12 protein-coding genes are annotated in these 18,753 nt (G+C 69.5%); 2 read left to right on the plus strand and 10 right to left on the minus strand.

The features are described from left to right. Position 1: 1 nt before the first annotated feature. From AC1DK4_RS19460 to AC1DK4_RS19500, 9 genes are all read right to left on the minus strand, one after another. On the minus strand, positions 2–1,282 hold the full coding sequence (locus AC1DK4_RS19460) for a hypothetical protein (RefSeq protein ID WP_477131710.1): 1,281 nt from the start codon (positions 1,280–1,282) through the stop codon (positions 2–4). A 179-nt stretch (positions 1,283–1,461) separates the two neighbouring features. Next, positions 1,462–1,626: a hypothetical protein gene (locus AC1DK4_RS19465; RefSeq protein WP_441620128.1), complete on the minus strand. Its 165-nt coding sequence runs from the start codon at positions 1,624–1,626 to the stop codon at positions 1,462–1,464. 52 nt (positions 1,627–1,678) lie between these two features. Next, complete coding sequence (locus tag AC1DK4_RS19470) at positions 1,679–5,080, minus strand: UvrD-helicase domain-containing protein (protein ID WP_441649986.1); 3,402 nt, start codon at positions 5,078–5,080, stop codon at positions 1,679–1,681. Between the two features lie 14 nt (positions 5,081–5,094). Further along, on the minus strand, positions 5,095–7,773 hold the full coding sequence (locus AC1DK4_RS19475; RefSeq protein ID WP_441649987.1) for a PD-(D/E)XK nuclease family protein: 2,679 nt from the start codon (positions 7,771–7,773) through the stop codon (positions 5,095–5,097). A gap of 154 nt (positions 7,774–7,927) precedes the next feature. Continuing rightward, positions 7,928–8,755: an SIR2 family NAD-dependent protein deacylase gene (locus tag AC1DK4_RS19480; RefSeq protein WP_441649988.1), complete on the minus strand. Its 828-nt coding sequence runs from the start codon at positions 8,753–8,755 to the stop codon at positions 7,928–7,930. Between the two features lie 29 nt (positions 8,756–8,784). Further along, positions 8,785–10,965 (minus strand): DUF262 domain-containing protein, encoded by a 2,181-nt coding sequence (locus AC1DK4_RS19485; RefSeq protein ID WP_441649989.1) that lies wholly within the window; start codon positions 10,963–10,965, stop codon positions 8,785–8,787. Continuing rightward, positions 10,962–12,500, minus strand: a complete 1,539-nt coding sequence (locus AC1DK4_RS19490) for a DUF262 domain-containing protein (protein WP_441649990.1) — start codon at positions 12,498–12,500, stop codon at positions 10,962–10,964. Before AC1DK4_RS19490 ends, AC1DK4_RS19485 begins: the two co-directional genes overlap by 4 nt. Beyond that, the gene (locus tag AC1DK4_RS19495) at positions 12,497–13,468 is read right to left on the minus strand and encodes a helix-turn-helix transcriptional regulator (RefSeq protein ID WP_441649991.1); all 972 of its coding nucleotides are present in this window, start codon (positions 13,466–13,468) and stop codon (positions 12,497–12,499) included. The genes AC1DK4_RS19490 and AC1DK4_RS19495 overlap by 4 nt, the downstream gene beginning before the upstream one ends. Positions 13,469–13,639: 171 nt before the next feature. Next, positions 13,640–15,733: an AAA family ATPase gene (locus tag AC1DK4_RS19500; protein WP_441649992.1), complete on the minus strand. Its 2,094-nt coding sequence runs from the start codon at positions 15,731–15,733 to the stop codon at positions 13,640–13,642. Positions 15,734–15,949: 216 nt separating this feature from the next. Here AC1DK4_RS19500 and AC1DK4_RS19505 point away from each other — a divergent pair, with 216 nt between their 5' ends. Continuing rightward, on the plus strand, positions 15,950–17,752 hold the full coding sequence (locus AC1DK4_RS19505; RefSeq protein WP_441649993.1) for an NERD domain-containing protein: 1,803 nt from the start codon (positions 15,950–15,952) through the stop codon (positions 17,750–17,752). Here AC1DK4_RS19505 and AC1DK4_RS19510 read toward each other — a convergent pair. Then, complete coding sequence (locus tag AC1DK4_RS19510) at positions 17,653–17,862, minus strand: hypothetical protein (protein WP_441620108.1); 210 nt, start codon at positions 17,860–17,862, stop codon at positions 17,653–17,655. The genes AC1DK4_RS19505 and AC1DK4_RS19510 overlap by 100 nt on opposite strands. 117 nt (positions 17,863–17,979) lie before the next feature. Here AC1DK4_RS19510 and AC1DK4_RS19515 point away from each other — a divergent pair, with 117 nt between their 5' ends. After that, entirely contained in the window at positions 17,980–18,744 is a 765-nt protein-coding gene (locus AC1DK4_RS19515) for a hypothetical protein (protein ID WP_441649995.1), read from the plus strand. The last annotated feature ends 9 nt before the right edge of the window (positions 18,745–18,753 follow it).

Here is an 18,753-nt window from a genome sequence, read left to right on the forward strand (position 1 = left end):
GTTACGCTGGCAGATGATGTGCTTCCACGATCCGGCCGGCATTCAGCTTCAGCGCCAGGACGGTCGGCTTCTGTTGCTCCAGCAGCATTGCCTCGCCGGCGGCCAGGCCGCGGCCCTGCTCGCGCATGGCGGCGCCGGCGGCGGCCAGTTCACCCTGGATCCACTTGCGCAGGCTTGCACGCTTCTCGGTCAGCGCGGACTCGAACTCCAGCCGTGACTTCACGGATTCGATCTTGCCTTCCATCAGTTGCTTCGCCTCATCCAGCAGGCCGCCGGACCGGGCGAGGGAGTCGACCGAATCCTGCAGGCYGCTGAGGCGCGCCTGCTTCATGTGATGCTCGCCCGGGAAAGCCGACAGCAACTGCCAGCCCGCCACGCGTGCGCGCACGCACAACAGCCATTGCTCGTACAGTCCGTCCAGCAGCGTCTGCCGCTCGCGGATCTTCGTCACCAGGCCGTTGGTGCGGAACGTATCGGGATCCTTGATCTCCGCGATGCCCTGCGTTTCGCGCGTCAGTTCGGCCTTGAGGTGCCGCTCGGTGGCCAGCAGCTGGCCCTCGTAGTCCTCGAGTTTCTGGCGTACCGCGGGCGAGAGCTCGCCCTGGAACAGCGCGTGGGCGACCTGGCGCAGGTAGTCGAGCGCGCCAAGAATGCCGGCCTTGCGCTCGTCGCGCAGGAAGGCTTCGATGCGTTCCACGCCCTGCTTGATCTCGTCGAGCTTCTTGCCAATGTCGGCCAGATGCTTCTGGGCGACGATCAGCGAGGCGATGTTCAGGATGGCCGCCGCATTCACCATCTTCGACAGGCGTGACGGGTCCAGTAGCCTGGCTTGTTGCTTGATACCCTTGGCGCCCATCGTAAACGCGCGATAGCCCTCGCCATCGGCTGCCTTGACCAGCGGGCCGTCGATGATCACCTTCATATAGCCGCCGCGGGCGACTTCGCGCGCGCTCAGCAAGTTGGGCACCGCCTGGAGGACCGGACTCAGCTGGCTGAGGGTGGTGCTGTCGGCCTCCACCTTGCGCGCGCCTTTGGGCAGCTTGCCGTCCAGCGCGGTGATGCTGAGGACGGGTTCTTCGGCCGACGGACCCACCAGGATGGCGACGGTATCCTCGGCTTGCTCCGGTTGTGCCGCCGTGGGGGCTTGCGTGGCGGGCGTGGCCGGCGGTTGCATGATCGCGGCCGCGGGAGCGGGTGCGGCGGCTGGTGTGCGGCGGCGCAGTACCAGCACGGCGGCAATGACGACGAGGACGGCGATGCCGGCCCAGATGAAAGCGTTCACGATGACTCCTGGAATTGATGGGCGGCCGGCGCGGCCCAGCCAGGCCGCCGCCTACCGTGTGTCATGGCGGTGCGCCAGGACAGATACACGGCACACCAATGCCGGATTGATATCGGCCAGCGCGGCGCTTCCTTCACCCCTCTCAAGGGGGGCGCACTGCGAAGGCCGGCGGCCGCGCTTCAGCGGCTGTGCAGCGGCGACACGGTGTCGGCCGCACCGGCGCGCTGCGCGTCCTGCTTGAGCTTTCCGATATACAAGCCCAGGCCGATGGCAGAGACCGCGCCGGCGGCAAACGCGATGGCGAAGGCCGCGAGGCTCTCCAGCGGGGAATTGTTGTTGATCATGATCGATTGCTTCCTGTGAATGACCTTCAATGGTTGAGGGACCGGCGCGCGTTCATGCCGCCGCGGCAAGACCGGGGCCGACCGGAATCACCTGCCCCGACGTCACCAGCACGATCAGCCCGCGGCTGGCCCCGGTCATGTCGAGGTAGCTGCGCACCTGTGCGCGGTAGTGATCGAGGGTGGCGGGATCGGGGCGCACGTCGCTCTTCCAGTCGACAATGACCTGCGGCGTGCCGTCGTCGGCGAAGGTGGCGGCATCGGCGATGCCGACGGTGGCGCTTTCCTGGTCCGCCGTCACGGCCGAGCCATAGACCGGATACTCCGGTACCAGTCCGGGGCGCAGCGCCGCGATGTCGGGCAGGGCCAGCGTGCGCAGCACGCACCGGGCCATCTCGGCCGGCGCGAGGCCGGCCGCGGGATCGTCGCCGGGCTCGCGGCCGAGCATGCGCACGAGCGCCTCCCCGCGCGCGGTGAGGGCCGCCACGGTTTCTTCGGTTTCGCCGCTCAGGACTTCCTCGAGCAGCTTGTGGATGACGAGGCCGCGCTCGCGCCCGCCTTGCACGGCGGGATAGGCGGGGGTGCCGGCGGACTCCGCGTCGTCGGTGGCCAGCATGATGGCGGGCACTTCTTCCTGCAGCAGCGGGCTGCCGGCACCTTCATCGCGGCTGGGCGCCAGCCATGCCAGCCGCTTGTGCTGCAGGACGATGGACAGGGCTTCGTCGCCGAACGACTGCCGGGTCTGCCGGTTCTCCACGGTGGCGCCGGCGGCGGCCACGCCGTCGGGCAGGTCGTGCGGCACGAGCGGATCCAGCGCGGACAGCGACAGGTCGAGCAGGTTGACCCATGCGCTGTTGCTGGCGGGCGCATCGAGCCGGGGCAGCACCAGCAGTTCGCGTGCACGCGTGGCGGCCACGTACCAGAGGCGGATGCGTTCGCGCGCGAGCTCGGCCTTCTCGGCGTCGCGCGCGGCGTCGTAGCCTGCGGGCGTGAGGCCATACACGGGGCAATGGAAATGGCCGCTGGCGCGTTCGACCACGGCGGTGTCGGCGGCGACCACCTCGGTCATGGTGTTGACCGGCACCACGATGGGCCACTCGAGCCCCTTGGCCGCGTGCATGGTGTAGAGCGCCACGGCTTCTTCCTGCGCATCGGGGCGGCCTTCGCTGGCACGCGCGGCGTCGCTCCACGCCGCGCTCATGGTTTCGGCGAAGGCGCGCAGGCCGCGCACGCCATAGGCGCGCGCCAGGTTGAGGTAGAGGTCGACGTTGGCCAGCGCGCGCTCGGCCTGGCCGTGGTGGCGCTCGAGCAGGATGGCGCGCACGTGCAGTGCATCGACCGCCTGCGCGATCAGGTCGTAGGGCGTGGTGGCGTTGGCCTTGCGGCGCAGCGCCTGCAGCTTGCCGATGAGGTCGCGCGCGAGGTCGTGCGCAATGTGTTGCGTTTCCACGCGCAGGTCCAGCCGGGGCAGGCTGTCTGGGGCATCTTCCGCGCGCGGCAGCTGCCACACGATGTCGAGCAGTTCTTCTTCGGTGAGGCCGGCCAGCGGCCCGCGCAGCAGCGCGCCGAGGGCCAGCGTGTCGCGCGTGTCGGCAAGCACGCGGGTCAGCGCGATCAGGTCCTGGATTTCCTGGCGCTGGTAGAAGCCCTTGCCGGCCTGCGTGGCGACGGGCACGCCGCGCCGCTCGAGCGCGGCCTCGTAGCGCCACAGGTCGCTGCCGGAGGGCGCCAGCAGCGCGATGTCGCCGGGCCGGCACTTGCGCCGCGCGCCGGTCTTGCGGTCGGCGATGTCATGGTTGCCGATCATGCGCGCGCACATCTCGGCGACCGCGCCGGCCTCGGCCTCGCGCAGGTGCTCGGCGGCCACCTTGCCGTCCGCGCCGGTCACCGCCACGTCCAGTGCCAGCACGCCTGGCTGGCCGTCGTCGTTGGCATCGTACGGCGTGAGCGCGGTGAAGCCAGGCTGGTCGGGGCTGGACAGGATGGCCTCGAAGCGTGCGTTGACGTACGCCAGGATTGGTGCGCGCGAGCGGAAGTTGGTGGAGATCGCCAGCACGCTGTCGCGGTCCTGCGCGGCGAAGGCGTCGCGCGCCTGCACATAGGCCGCCACGTCGGCGCCGCGGAAGCGGTAGATGGCCTGCTTGGGGTCGCCCACCAGGAACAGCGCGCCCGGGCGGATGACGAAGCGGGTCCAGTCGGCATTGTCCCGGCCGCCGGCGGGCGGCTCGCCGCACAGGCGCCAGACGATTTCCGACTGCAGCGGGTCCGTGTCCTGGAACTCGTCCACCAGCACGTGGCGGTAGCGCGTGGCGAGCGCCTGCCGCACGGTATCGTGATCGCGCAGCAGATCGCGCGCGGCGAAGATCAGGTCATCGAAATCGAGCAGCGCGGCTGCGCGCTTGTAGTCGCGAAAGCGCGCGAGCACCGGCTGCACGGCATCGGCCAGCGCGGCCAGCACGTGGCTGGCGATCTGCTGCTGCAGCGCCACCCAGGCATCCTGGCAGGCAGCGTGCAGCTGCGCCGCCTGCGCGCACAGCAGATCGCCATGCGCCGCGGGCATGCCCGCCTCGCGCGACGCCGTGCGCCACGCGCCGGCGCGGCGGTACGAGCGGAAGCCGCCGTCTTTCTTGCACAGCTTCGTGTCCGGCTCGAGGCGGATCGCCAGCACGCGGGCAAGGTCGGCGGGGCGCTGCGGGCTGTACGGGAAGGCGAGCGCCTGCGCGGCCTCCGTCAGCAGTGCCGACATCACCGTGGTGTCGGCATCCTTGGCTTCGGTGTCGGCGACGAAGGCGGCAAGCGCGTGTGCCGCCTGGCCGAAGGCGGCGATCAGCGGCGCCAGCGGGAGTCCCGCCGGTGCCGTGGCGTTGCGGTGCGCGCGCAGCGTGGCCGCGATGCCGCGCACCAGCGCCACGGTCGCCTGCGCATCGTAGAGCACCAGTTCGGCGAGCAGGCCGGCGCCATTGCCGCCATCGGCGTCCAGCTGCTCGCGCAGCCAGGCGTCGACGATGTCGTCGAAGGCGAGGCTGCCCTGGTCGCGGTCCATGATGCCAGCGCCGGGATCGATATTGGCTTCGACCGGATAGGGCTTGATCAGGCGCTGGCAGAAGCCGTGGATGGTCGAGCAGGTGAGTTCGTCGATGGCGGCGCCGGCCGCCCGCAGGTTGTCGTGGTGCCGCTCGCTCAGGTTGCCGGGCAGGGCCGCGCGCAGTTCCTGCGGGACATGGCCGTCGCTGAGCCTGGCGACGAATTCGCGCACGCGGATCACCAGTTCGCTGGCGGCCAGTTCGGTAAAGGTCACCGCGGCGATGTGGCGCGGGGCCACGCCTTCGGCCAGCATCATGGCGATGCGGCCGGCCATCACGGCGGTCTTGCCCGATCCCGCGCCGGCTTCCACCAGCAGGGAGCGGTGATGGTCGGCAATGGCGGTGCGGCGGGCGTGGTTGTCTTCGAGGGGCATGGCGCTCTTGTTCATTATTCGGCTTCCCAGACGGCGGCGGCTTCGCCGAGTTGCGCCAGCGCGGCATCGCGCTTGCGCCGGCAATACGTGGCCGCGGCATTGGCGGGCAGGGCGAAGGCGAGATCGTCGTAGTTGCCGGCGGTGTCCTTGCCCATCACGGCGGCGCCGGCCAGCAGGCTGGCATGCGCCGAGGCCAGGTAGCCGGTGATGTCGGCCAGCGCGGCGTCGGCATTGTCGAGGATCCTTTCGGCGGGCTCGCGCGGGTACAGCAGCGAAGCGGTGATGTCCACGCCGGCGCCCAGCAGCGCCTTGACGGCGAAGGCGTACAGGCAGCGCTGCAGCTCGCGGCCGCCGTCGAGGCGGGCGCCTTGCTTCAGGGTGCGCCCGGTCTTGTAGTCGCGCACGATGGCGCGGCTGCCGTCGCCCGAGATATCCAGGCGGTCGATATAGCCGGAGATGTGGAAGCCGGTGCCGGGGATCTCGACGCGCGCCGCGGGGTCCCACGGCAATGTGGCGGCGGCGCCGGCGCGCGGCTCCGAGCCGCCGAACGGGACTTCCCCGAAGGCGCGCGTGCCGGGCCCGGCAGGGTCTCCCCACGTCAGCGCGCGGCCGGCCAGCAGGCGCACCTCATCGAGCGTGCGTTGCCAGATCACGTGCGGCGGCACGGCCTGCGTGGCTTCCCACGACGCGGCGGCGACGCGCACGCCGTCGCGCACCGCGGCGGCAGCTTGCGCGGGGTCGGCGCGCGCCAGCCCGCCGCCGGCTTCGAGCGTCTGCAGCGCGTGGTCGAGCACCAGGTGGACCAGGTTGCCGAAGCCCAGCGCGTCCAGCACGATGGGCTCGGCGCCGCCCTCCGGCGCGCGCCAGCGCATGCCGTATTGCCAGACGAAGCCCAGCGGGTTGCGCAGCAGCCGCTGCAGCGAGCTGGCCGATTGCCTGCGGCCGAGCACGGCCTGCAGCACCGGATGGCCGGCGCGCACCATGCCGTCGTGCGGCGTGAGCTCGGGGCTGTGCCAGTTGCGCCAGCAGCAAACGGCCGACCTGGCCTGCGCCGCCGTGCGGAATTCGGCGGGACGCGCCAGCAGGCGGTCGGTCTCGCTGAAGGCATGGGCCGGCACGGCATTGCGGCGCAGGTAGGTTTCGTCGGGCAGGCCATGCAGCAGCGCGCTGCGTCCCATCACGCGGCCCTCGCCGTCGCGGCGCGCGCGCGAGAGCACCACTTCGCCGGCGGTGGTGGCGAGGATGGCGTGGAAGCTGTACCGGTCCGCCGCGGCGACCGGGAGCGGGTCCAGTTCGGCGGTGGGCACGATGTGGTCGGAGAGCAGCCGGTCCTCGGACAAGCCTCGCGGCCAGCGCGAGGAGTTCAGCCCCAGCAGGCGCACGAAGCGGCGCGGCGCGGCGGCCAGCTCGCCGGCCGGCATCCATGCCACCGACACGCAGGCTTCCAGGCCGTCATCCTGCTTCAGGTTCTCCAGCGTGGCGTCGATCGAGGCGGCGGGTCCGGCCAGCAGCGCCTTGCGCCAGATCGTGCGCGCGCGGCCGTCGAGCACGGCCTCGCCGATCTGCGCGGCGGCACCGATGCCCTGGCCGAGCAGCGCGACGATGGCGCGCACGGCGGGGGCATGGTCGGCGCCGTCGGGCCAGTCCCTGGCGGACAGGCGTGCCAGCAGCCGCTCCCACGCCTGGACCGAGCTCAGCGGCGCATCGGCCGGGAGGATGCGGGTCCATCCGGCGGGCAGCGTCGCGAACATGCCCCTGGCGCCTTTACCGCCCGACTGCAGCGCGGCGAGGCGGCGCATGCGCGATTGCGACAGGCCGCGCACCAGGATGTCCGCCAGCGCGGCCGCGGCCTGCCCGTCGCGGCTGGCGGTCACCTTGGTACCGTGCACGAAATGCAGTTCGAGGTTGGCGTCGGCGCGCAGCGCGAGGAAGTGGTCGTCGTATTCCGCGGGGGCCACGGCGGCGATGGCGATCTCGCCGGGCCGGGCGCGGCCGGAGGCGAGCAGGGCCCGCGCCCAGCGCATGGCTTCGATGGCTTCGTGGTAGGCCGTGGATGCACTGACGACCGCGATGGCAGCTTGTTCGGGCGCGGTGCGCTCGATGCGCACAGCGGTGCCATCGAGCCACGCCGGCACGGCGTGCGGCCCGGCGAGCCAGCGCAGCGGCACGCGCGTGGCGAGCGCTGCCAGCAGGGCGCGCCAGCACGGCGGCACATCGGCCAGGCCAGCCAGGTCGACCGGGCCGAGCAGCGCCGGCGCGTGCGCGAGCCGTGCCAGGGCGGCCTGCGCCAGGTCGGTCGGCCGCTTCATGCCGGCGGGCAGCCGCGCCAGCACCGCGGCCTCCAGCCTGGCCATGGAAGCGAGGCGGGCATGCCGGGCGGCGCGTTCCTGCAGGTCGATGCCGGCACGCCAGGCCTTGCGCAGCGAGTCGGCGGCGGCGTCGACCATGCCGGGCAGGTCCTTGATGCCGTCCAGCTCGCCCAGCGGCGTGAGCGGCAGCGCGCCCTGGATGGCCGCGCGCAGGCTTTCGTCATTCACCGGCACGAGGAAGCCGCCGGCCAGGCGCGCCGCCATCTGCTCCATGCCCATGATCTGCAGGCCGTGGATGCGCTCGCGCGCAGCCTTCAGCCGCCACTCGCGCGTGGCCAGCCGGCCCTGCACGATCACTGTCCGGCGATCGCCTTCTTTCAACATCCTTTCCTCCTGCATTGCGCCTGGCGCGGTGTTCGACGAGCCCGGCGATGATTCATGAAGTCGCCCCGTCCGGCTACCCCCTGCGCGTGTGGGGCGGCCCGTCGCCAGGGGCGCCGCGGGCGATGGACCGCTGCGCGCTCCTGCCCGCGCAGGGTCAGCGGCCAACGGCCTGGTCCAGTGCCGTCAGCACGCCCAGCGCGGTGCCCTGCAGGCCGATGCCCGAGCCGGTGTCGCGCACGCCGGCCTGGCGGGCATTGATGCGGATGAGCCGCGCGGCGTGGCGTTCGCCGAAGCGTCTCGCCGTGGCGATGTCGGTGCCCGCGCCCAGTTCGATGACCACGATGTCGCCGCGCCCCTGGGTCCAGGCGTTGAGCCTGGCGCGCGACAGGGCCTCGCGCTCTTCGACCCACGAGTAGTCGCCGAACATCAGGATGTTGGGCCGTGCCATGCTGCCGCAATGCGGGCAGTGCGGCGGCGTGTTGAGCAGCAGGCAGCGCGCCTCGTCCACCTCGGGCTGGAAGTCGTCCGCGCTCCAGGTCTGCGCGGCGCACGGGAGCGTGCACTGCAGGACGTGGATCGAACCGTGGCATTCGTGCACCTTGGCGGCGTCGAAGCCCGCGCGCTGGAAATGCCCGTCGACATTCGAGGTGAAGACCCGGTAGCCGTCCGGCATGCTCTCGGCCCAGCGGCGCAGGATGCCGAAGCCGGCATGCGGCACGGTGCGCCGGTAGAGCGCCAGCCGGTGGCCGTAGAAGCCCCAGGCCATTGCCGGGCGCGTCTTGAAGGCGCGCGGCGCGGCGATGTCCTCGAAGCCCAGGCCGGCATCGCCGAGGGCAGGGTAGGCGCGCCAGAAGCCCTCCGGCCCGCGGAAATCCGGCAGGCCGGAATCCACGCCCATGCCCGCGCCGGCGGTGATCAGCAGCGCGCGTGCGTTGCGGATCCAGCCGGCGGCCAGTTCGATGTTTTCGTCTTCGGTATTCATGCGTGTTCCTGTGGACAGGGCGCAGCCGCTTATCGGGCGGCCTGCTGGCCCGCGTCCTTGCGCCAGTCGGTTGCGAGGTAGGCCGAAAGGATGTCTTTCATCGATTCCTGATGTTCTTCGACGTCCGTGTCGCGCCAGTGTGCCTGCGCATACACCAGCGCGGATTTGAGCGAATCCAGCTTTACCTGGTTCATTTCGTTGAAGCGAGCCCGCTTTTCCTCGAAAGACTTGTTGCCGAACTCCGAGTTGATGCTGCGCGAAACCAGCGTGAGATTGCCGAAGGCGTCCAGCCATGTCTTCGTGACAGTGATCTCCCTGCCGGGCGGCGGGGTCTGCGGGAACACATGCTCGACCGAATTGCGGGCCGTGATCCGGAAGTGCCTGAGCTTCTCCGCGGTGATGACCGTACCGGGCGGCAGCGCTGCCTCGCCTGCCTTTTGCGAGAAGCGATGCCAAAGCACGTATTCCAGCTTGTAGAACCAGTAGTGCGGAAAGCCCACGCCCAGGCTGCCGCGCAGGAGATCGCAGTGCGGCTTGCCCGCGGCGGGGGCATTGGCTCCGAGGAAATCGCGCGAGCGTTCGATCAGGGGCCGGGTGTCCTCCGTGCACAGCAGGAAATTGTCCAGGTGCTGCAGGAAGCCGGTGCAGGTTTCCGGCGTGACGCTCTGTTGCCGGTGCAGGAAGGCCAGCAGCGGCGTGACCCAGTATTGGGTGGTGATCTGCTGCGAGTGGTAGAGCATGCTCTGCAGCAGCGAAAACGCGCGCAGCGACTCGGGCTCCTCCCAGTCGCGCACCAGGCTGGTGTTGAGGCGGAGCTTGCGGATCAGGTGTACCTCGCCTTCATTGTCGGGCGTCACCCATTTGATGATGAATTTGTCGAACAGGTACCGCACCTCCCACAACAGGCAGATAAAGCGCCTGACGTCATCCGGACCCGGCTCCCGCCCGAAGAAGTGCTGATGGAAGATCGCCAGCAGATCCTTGTCGGCGATGCGGTCGATGTCTTCCACGGCCTCGTGCCGGCGCTCCGACTCCTGCTGCAGCCAGATGCGCAGTACATGCTGCAGCAGCACGGAGAAGCCGAAGATGGAACGCACGGCGCGGCCTTCGTCCATGGCTTGCGCAGGCGGGTCGCCGGCGGCGCCCGCCTTGTCGTCCGTGCCGGCAGGGCGGCCCTGCGCGGCGTCCGTGGCTTGCGGGCGCAGGATATCGGCCAGCGAGCGCAGCTGGACCCCGGGACCGCCAGGGGTACGCCTTGCGATCTGGTCCAGATGTGCGATCACGCGGTGAGCGTTCGCGAGGGCCTCGCCTTTGCCGCTGGGCATTTCACCTGCGAAGAGCGCCGTCACCGGGTGGTTCGTCAGCTGCGCGAGGTTGCGTTCCACGTAGCCGTTCATGCCGGCGCACGCATCCCATAGCCAGGCGTAAGACTGCGAGCCGGCCGCGCCGGCGGTCTCGAGCACGCGCAGCATGCGCGCCTTGAGGATCTCGTGGTGCTGGAGTTGAATGCCGCGGTTGTTGATTACCTCGAACAGCTTGTTGAGGTCGGTCCTGGCGGGGATCTCGGTCTGGACGATGCTGACGTTGCCAAGCAGGAAGCGGTTGAATTGCTCGCGCGTGACCCGGTAGTGCCTCCGGTCGTCTCCGCCCACATTGCCGGAGTGCGGCGCAGTCGCCTGGCCACCCGTGGGCAGCGCATCCCGGAAGCGGCGGATTTCGCGCTGCGCATCGAGCAGGGATGCCAGGCCATCCGCGTCCGCGCGCGACAGGCCTTCGGGCGCAGCCTCGTGCTGATGCTGTCGAAGACACTGTTCCAGGTAGCGATTGACCGAATCGCGGATCGCAAACGACAGGCGAGGCCGGACCACGCCGGCCTGCTCCACCGAGAGGAAGGACTGCAGGCTGTCGCCCTCCCCCCATACCTGCGCGATCAGCCACAGCGTGGTGAAGCGTTGCTGGCCGTCGATCAGTTCCAGCACCGGGGGCGCGCCGTCAGTGTCGCCGCGGCGCATCACCAGCGTACCGCCGAGATAGTAGATCGGCGTGTCGCGCTCGCAGGCGCTGAGCAGGTCCTCCATCAGCGTACGCACCTGGTCGGTGCCCCAGACGTAGAGCCGCTGGTAGATCGGTACCTCGAAGCAGAGCCGTTGCTCGATGATCTTCCCGAGGGTCAGCAGCTTCGAATCCGGCATCATGTCTTTGTTCATCATCGTGCTTGCGCCTTGGTCCCCGTCTCGGTCCATGTCCCGGCCCATGCTCCGGCCCTGTCGTCCCATCCGATGTGGGCGTGCATCCATGTGCGCTTCTCCGTCAGATCGGCAGCGCACTGCTGCCCGCAGGTGTAGTGTTTCAGGACTGCCGCCTTGTAGCGGCCGCGCACCGTGTTGCGTTCGGCCGGCTCTTTCTCATATTTGCGATAGGCTTCGTCGATATGCGGATCGGCGCGCAGGTACGCGATCACCTCCTCGGGCTCGAACGCGCCCGCGATGACATCGAGCAGGTTCAGGTGGCCGTCGCGGAAGATATTCCTCGCGGTTTCCCGCACGACGCTCTTCTGGCCCAGGCGGATGCCGCCGAGCAGGTGTTCGAAATACGTGGCAAACGCCACCAGCTTTTCGAAGCCGAAACGATCCACGTACATGACGGTGCCGAGCAGGAACACTTCGCGCAGGTACACCGAGAGCGTACTGACGACCGTGTCATACAGCGCGCGGAACCCGCGAACCTCGGCGTCGGCATGCTTGTCCAGCATCAGCTCGCCAACCAGCGCGGCGTACTTGTCGGCATAGAGGAAAAAGCCCGTGCCGGCATGGATCGGCTGGCGCATCGAGAACGGCAGGTCGGCGGGGCGGCTTGCCGGCGCGTCGGGCAGGTGGTCCGGCTGGCAGCTGTGCGACGGGTAGGTGAGCAGCGCCGCGGCGCGCCGGTTGTGCCGGCCCGGATAGAGCGGGACACGGGCCGGGTCCGCGCCGGCCGGCTGCGCGCGCTGCTGGAATTCGCGCAGCAGCGCATCGTGGGATTCGACGCCGATATGGCGCCCGCGCCAGCGCCGCGCCCGCCACAGCACGAGGTTGAACAGCGCCGGCGTGAGCTTGCCGGGCAGGTGCGGGACCGGTGCGGCCACCTGCATGGTCTCCCAGCGTTTGGCGCAGGCATGCTCCAGCGCCTGGCGCTTGTCGTCGCTGGCTTGCGGGCCGTCGGCGCGGATCGCGCGCAGATGAAAGGCCTTGAGCAGGTCGGTCGCGCCGAGCGGCACGCCGCGGTTGTTCTGTGTGTCGAAGAAGGCGAAGGCCAGGTCCTGCGCAGGCACTTCGATCACGGTAAAGCAGAGGTGGTCGAACAGCGCCTTGGGCAGGTCGCTGGCCTCGCGAAAGCTCGCCAGGGCCTGGCGGATATGCGTTGCCGAATCGACCGAGCGGTAGTTCAGGTCGGTGTTGGGCGGGAGTTCGCCATGCAGGGAAAAGTACAGGGTGCACAATGCCGTGAAGCGCTGCTGGCCGTCGATGATGTAGCGCTTGTTCTCGCCGGCGTTCCGGTGCAGGAGCATTGTGCCCATGTAGTACGCGGTGTCCCTGGCGCCATGCCAGTACGCACGGAGATCGGCGATCAGCTGGCGGACCTTTTCCTCGCCCCAGACAAAGCCGCGCTGGTAATGGTCGATCGCCAGCGGCGCGTCGCCGGGCGCGCCGATCAGTTCGGCGAAGCGCAGTACGCTGGGTTCGGTGAGTCTGTCTTTTTCGCTCATGCCTGCTTGTCCTTGCACTGGGTGCGGCGGATATCGCCGACCTGCTCCCCGAAGCCCCGCAGCCACCATTCCAGCTGCGCGGTCTCCACCACGGTGGCGCTGATCTCGAACTGCGTGTCCAGCTCGGTGACCACCTGGTCCGCCGACAGCGGCGATTCGAGCAGGTGCAGCCCGGCGTCCTTGTCGATGCGGAAGGTCAGGCGGATGCGCTTGCCCTCGCCGAAGCCGAAGCGGCCGTCGGCGTCGTATTTCTCCAGGTTGAATTCGCGGGGCCTGTCGAAGGTGTGCGGCGAGGCCAGCGCGCGGACGATGCGGTGCAGCGCCAGGGTGCGCTCGTTGTCATAGCCTTCGTAGCGGCATACCAGGTACAGGCGCGCGCCTTGCTGGGCCAGGCCAAGGGGCATCACGCGCGCGGCCTTGGCCTTGCCCGCGGCGTTCTTGTAGTCCACGTCCAGCCAGCAGTTGCCGTACAGCGCGTTGCTGACCGCCTCGAACACGCCCGGCCTGATCTTCGGCGGCAGCAGCGGCTGGGTGGTGCTGATCACCCTGACCTTGGACAGCCACTCGCGCCCGCGCTTGCCCGCGGCGCCGGTGCCCAGGTTGGCGCGCGCCTGCTGGAAGAAGCCGTCCATGGACTTCATCAGGCTGGCGGGCAGCAGGTGGCGCAGGTGCTGCTCGGCCAGCGCCAGCATGAGCGATTCCTGCTCGTTGAGCACCGGCAGCGCCAGSCCGCTGGCGCGCTCCTTCCAGCGGTAGCCGTAGGGCTTGCTACGCTCGTCGCGCTCGATCTCGAAATGCTCGCTGAGCGTCTCGAGCTGGCGCTGGATGGTGCGCAGGTCGCGCGCGTGCCCTGTATTGCTGAGTTGCTCGTGCAGCTCCGGCGCGGATATCTTGCGCCCGCGCGGAATGCGGCGCAGCAGCTCCAGCGCCAGCAGCACGGTTTCGATCGTATCGGAACGTTTCGGCATGGGTTCGTATGCTTGATCAGATTGCCGGCACGTTGCGGCCGGTGAAGCATTGCCAGAGCCGTTTCGGGCATTGCCGGAAGGCCATCAGCTTCGACTTCGATAGTGAGCGCATCTCTTTTCTTGTTGTCGTGCCCGCGCGGGCAGGCGGATTATTCCATGCGTGGACCGGCTTCACAGGAAGCCGAGCGCACCCCTCGCGCCCCCTTTGATGGCGCATTCCGCCTCGAGGGCGCGGACCAGCCCGGCGGGCGAGCCCAGCGGCCGGAAACGGTGCTGCCGCGCGGCCGCGGCGAAGTCCCCCGGCGTGAGCTTGCCCAGGCGTGCGAGCCGGCCTTGCAGGTCCGGGCCCGGCGCATCCAGTGCGAGCACACTGCATTGTCGGCACAACAGGGCCCAGGCTTGAGCCGGCGCGAGGTAGTCGAACCTGACCTTCAGGTCGAAGCGCCGCAATGCCGCCTGGTCCAGCCCTTCGACCAGGTTCGTCGAGGCCACGAACACGCCGGGGAAGGATTCCATCTGCGTCAGCATCTCGTTGACCAGCGTCACTTCCCAGCTGGCCCTGGCGCCGCGCCGGTCCTGCAGGAAGCTGTCGACTTCGTCGATGAGCAATACCGCGCCGTCCTGGGCCGCCTGCCGGAACGCCCGCGCGATGTTCTGCTCGTTCTCCCCCACCCATTTGGACATCAGGTCGGACGCCCGCCTGACGTGCAGCGGCACGCCCATCTGCTCGGCCAGCCAGCGTCCGTAGGCGGTCTTGCCGGTGCCCGGCGGCCCATACAGGCACAGCCGCCCGCCACCGGCGCGCGCCAGCCCGGCGCCGATCTCCAGCAAGTCGGCGTCGGCGCTGACCAGTGCCGGGTCGTAGGTCTGCGGCAGCCGGTCGGCGGCGGACCGGCGCAGCGGGGCATGTCCCTGCGCCTCCAGCGTATTGCCGATCAGCAGTTCCATGGCAGTGGCCGCGCCCTGGGGCCCAAGGTCTTCATGGATGGCGCGCACCACCGAGGCCGCGCGGGTCACGACGGCGGGCGCCAGCGCCTCGGATTCGGCCAGGCGCGCAACGGCGAGGCCATCCAGCAGGCCGGCGCAGGCGGTCTCGATAATGCGGGCGCGTTGCTTCCTGGGCGGCACCGGCAGCTCGAACACCATGTCGAAGCGCCGGATAAAGGCGGCATCGAGTCCCCCCGAGTTGGACAGCCACACGGTGGGCACCGGGTTCGCCTCCAGCATCCGGTTGATCCAGGCCTTGCGCTCCTGCGCGGTGCTCTTGCGTCCGAACAGGGCCTCGCCATCGTTGAAGACGTCTTCCACCTCGTCGAACAGGATCATGGCCCGGCGCTGGCCGAAGAAGCTCTGGGCGGCGCGGAAGGCGCGCAGCCTGCGCTCGCCGGTGATGGGGTCGCCGTCCTCGTCCTCGCTCGCCACTTCGAACAGCTCGCCGCCGAGGTCCGCGGCAAGCGCGCGGGCGAGCTGGCTCTTGCCGGTGCCGGGCGCGCCGTGCACGAAGATGTTCACGCCCTTGCGGCCCGACGCCAGGGCATGGCGCAGGTAAGGCCGCAGCACCGCGAGCGATGCATCGAGGTGCGCGTAGTCGCCGAGCTGCAGCTGCGCGGGCTCGGACAGGGCAACGGTGTCGCGCAACAGGCCGATCGGGTCCGCGTCGGACGAGACAATATGGTCGGCGAAGCTGCCCGAAAGCAGGTCCAGCTTGCCGCTCAGCGTGGAGCTGCTGCCGCGGTCGACCGAAACCAGGCCGGACTGCGCCAGCACCCCCTGCGTGCTCAACGCCGCGCGGACTTCCGCATCCGGCAGGTCCAGCAGCGCGGCCAGCACGTGGACCACCTTGGCCGACGAGAGTTGTCCGAGCAGGTCCGCGGTGTCGTCGAGCAGGCGTTCGTTCTTTAGCATGACGGCAAAGGCCAGGATCCGGCAGTCCGTTTCGGACAGGCCGACCAGCTCGGCCAGCCGCGCGATATTGCCGTTCAGGCAGGCGGGAAGACTGGCGTCGCGGCACTGGTCTTCGGCCTCCTGGTGTTGCTTGCGCAGCGCCGCGCGCACGGCCTTGGGATCGAAGTCGCCCTGTTCCGGATCGATCCACTTGTCGAGCCCGAGGATCTCGGCCAGCGTGTCGTTGCTGAAGCCGCCGCGCTGGACGAATTCCCGGTGGCCGCCGAGCGGCACCAGCACGCGCAGCAGCCAGAGCCGCACCGAAGGCGCGAGTTCGATGGTCATGCGGGAGTAACGGGACGGGCGGCGGCGCAGAATCATGGGTTCTCCTGTCGAATGGGGTCATTGTCGGCAGGGGTGCGTCAGATTGTGTCGCATCGCTGCGGCGACGCAAGTTGTCGCAAGGGCGGATTGCGAACGCCCGCCGCACGCAAGCCGCGCTGCCAGCCGCAATGAGGCAGAGCGGGCAGGCGGCGTCGCGCGCCGCCAGCGGCGGTGGGTTATCCTCGTGCGCTTTAGAGACAGGGGAGAAGTCCAGTGGCACGCGTGATTCCAGACGGCTGGGAAACCATGGAGGCGAGCGGCCCGGTCCAGCGCGAGCTCGAGACGCTTGCGGTGCTCGCGGCCGGGCTTCCCGACGGCTACACGATCTACCATTCGGTGCACTGGACCAACGTGGCGAACGTGCATGCGATCTACGGCGAGATCGACTTCGTCGTGGTCAACCGCGCGGGGCAACTGCTCATCATCGAGCAAAAGAGCGGCTTCCTCGAGGAGACCGCCGAGGGGCTGGTCAAGAACTACGGCACCCGTTCGAAGGTGGTCTCGGTGCAGATGGGCCGCACGGCCGATGGCCTGCGCAGCAAGCTGATGCGCAGCCTGAACGGGCAGCCGGTGTTCATCGAGCATCTGCTGTATTGCCCGGACTACACGGTGCGCAATCCGGTGACGGCGGGCCTGTCGCCGCAGCGCATCGTGGACGCGGACCGGCGCGCGCAACTCTGCCAGATCATCCAAGCGATCCTGCCGGAGGGCGAGGCCGAGCCCGGGGCGGAGCGGGTCCATCGTTTCCTGTGCGACACCATCCAGCTCGAGACCGACGTGAGCGCCCTGATCGGCCAGGCACGCTCGCTGGTGACGCGGGTTTCGGGTGGCCTGGCGCACTGGGCGCGGCAGCTCGATATCGAGCCGTTCCGGCTGCGCGTGACCGGCACGGCAGGCTCGGGCAAGACGCAGCTGGCGCTGGCCGAATACCGCGATGCGATCGCGCGCGGGCAGCGTCCGCTCTATGTCTGCTTCAACCGTCCGCTGGCCGATCACTTCGCGCGCATCGCGCCGGCGGGCGGGCTCGCCTGCACGTTCCACATGCTGTGCGAACTGGTGTTCAGGCACCACGGCGGCGTGCCGGATTTCACGCAGCCGGATGCATTCGCCAGGCTCGTCGCCGATGTGGAGCGGCTCGTGGTGCCACCCGGCTTTGTCTTCGACACGGTGATCGTCGATGAAGGCCAGGACTTCGCGCCCCAGTGGCGCGACCTGGTCTTGCGCCACGCCGCGCCGGCGGCGCGCGCGATCTGGCTGGAAGACCCGATGCAGAACCTGTACGGGCACCCGCCGGCGGAGCTGCCCGGCTGGGTGCGGCTGCGTGCGCGCAGCAACTTCCGCAGCCCGCGCCCCGTGGTGAAGCTGCTGCAGCCGCTGTTGCCGCCCGAGGTGGAGATCGAAGCCACGGCGCCCATCTCCACGGCCGACGTGGAATTCCTGGTCTACCAGGATCATGAGCTGCTCGATCGTGTGAAAGACGGCATGCGCATGTGCTACTCCGCGGGCTTCCGGCAGCAGGACGTGGTGCTGCTGAGCTACCGGGGCCGCGAGACGTCCCGGCTGCTCTGCTACGACCAGCTCGGCCCGAACAAGCTGCGCTCGTTTACCGGCGGCTATGACGCGCAGGGCCAGCCGGTGTACTCGCAGGGCGATGTGCTGGCGGAATCCGTCTTCCGCTTCAAGGGGCAGTCCGCGCCGGCCATCGTGTTCGCCGAGATCGACTTCGAATCCGATGGGCGAGAAGGAGATCCGGCGGCTGTTCGTGGGTGCGACGCGGGCGACGATGAAGCTGGTGCTGGTGTTGTCGGAGCGCGCGGCGGGCTTGCTGTACGAGCGGCTGTAGCGCTGCGAATACCGCTGCGAACCGCTGCGAATACCGCTGGCCGGGCCGCGCGAGCTGACATGCCGGCGGCCCCTCAGCGGTGCGCCGCGCGGGCGATCAGTGCGGCCAGCTGGTTGCCGCTGCCGGTCAGCCGGGCATGCGCGTCGCGCGTGACGTCGCGCTGCGGGTCGTAGCGTCCGAGCAAATGCATGTGGCTGTCGCGCGCGGTCTGCGCGCCGCTGGCATCCGTATCGATGTAGCCCATGACATGGGAGTGGGCGTCTCTCAGGGTTTCCCGGCTCATGCTGTTCTCCGTTCTCTCGGTGGGTTGGAACAGAATGCATATTGATTGCGGATCTGCGCACCGGATGCGCAGATGCGTGGCGAAACTGCACTCCTCAGCAGCTTTGGAGAGCAAGCCATGCAAGTCGTCACGATTCCGGGTTCGGCACTTGGGAACATCATCGCCAGACCGCAAGCCAAGCCGCAGCGCGTGCTGCTGCGCCGCTGGGGATTCTCCGCGCAGGAAGCCGCGGGGCTCCTGCCCGACCTGCCCTCGCTGGAAGGCCGGCTCGAGTGGACGGTGGACGAGCAGGCCAGGCCGCGTCCCGACCTCGTCATCCACCTGGTGGATGCGACCCGCCTGAGCGGCGTGTTCGGCGGTGCCCGCTGGAATGCGATGGGTCCGGTCGATGCCATGCGCCGGGCGCGCAGGCGCGGAACCAGCGAGATCGCCGTGGTGCTGGGGTCGACCCTTCATCTGCCGGCCGACCGCGTCGGCTGCTGGGTGCTGGCCGGCGAGCGCAGCCTTGCGGCCGCGCTCGGCATCGTGGCGCGGACCTCGATCGAACCGCTGCTCGAGCCCGACGCCGGCAAGCGCTCCGGCTTCCACGAGCTGGCGTCCATGAACGCGCTGTGCGTGCTTGCCAGGGAACTGGACCAGAACCGCGAGGCGCTGTGCAAGCGCATCGTCTCGGTGGTGTGGGCGGCGGTCAACCGCTCCTACTCGGCGCCGGCGCGGCTGCTGGTGGCGGCGCAGGCGCACGTGATGGACCACGTGGACTCGTTCAACCCGCACCTGCTGCAGCGCATCCGCGCGTACCGGCGCAACACCGGCTCGCTCGACCTGGCGGCCGACATCACCATCGCCTATCCGTGGCCGGCGGACTGCGTGCCGGCGCTGTAAGCGCGGCCG

This window comes from Cupriavidus sp. 05N38 (assembly GCF_056397345.1).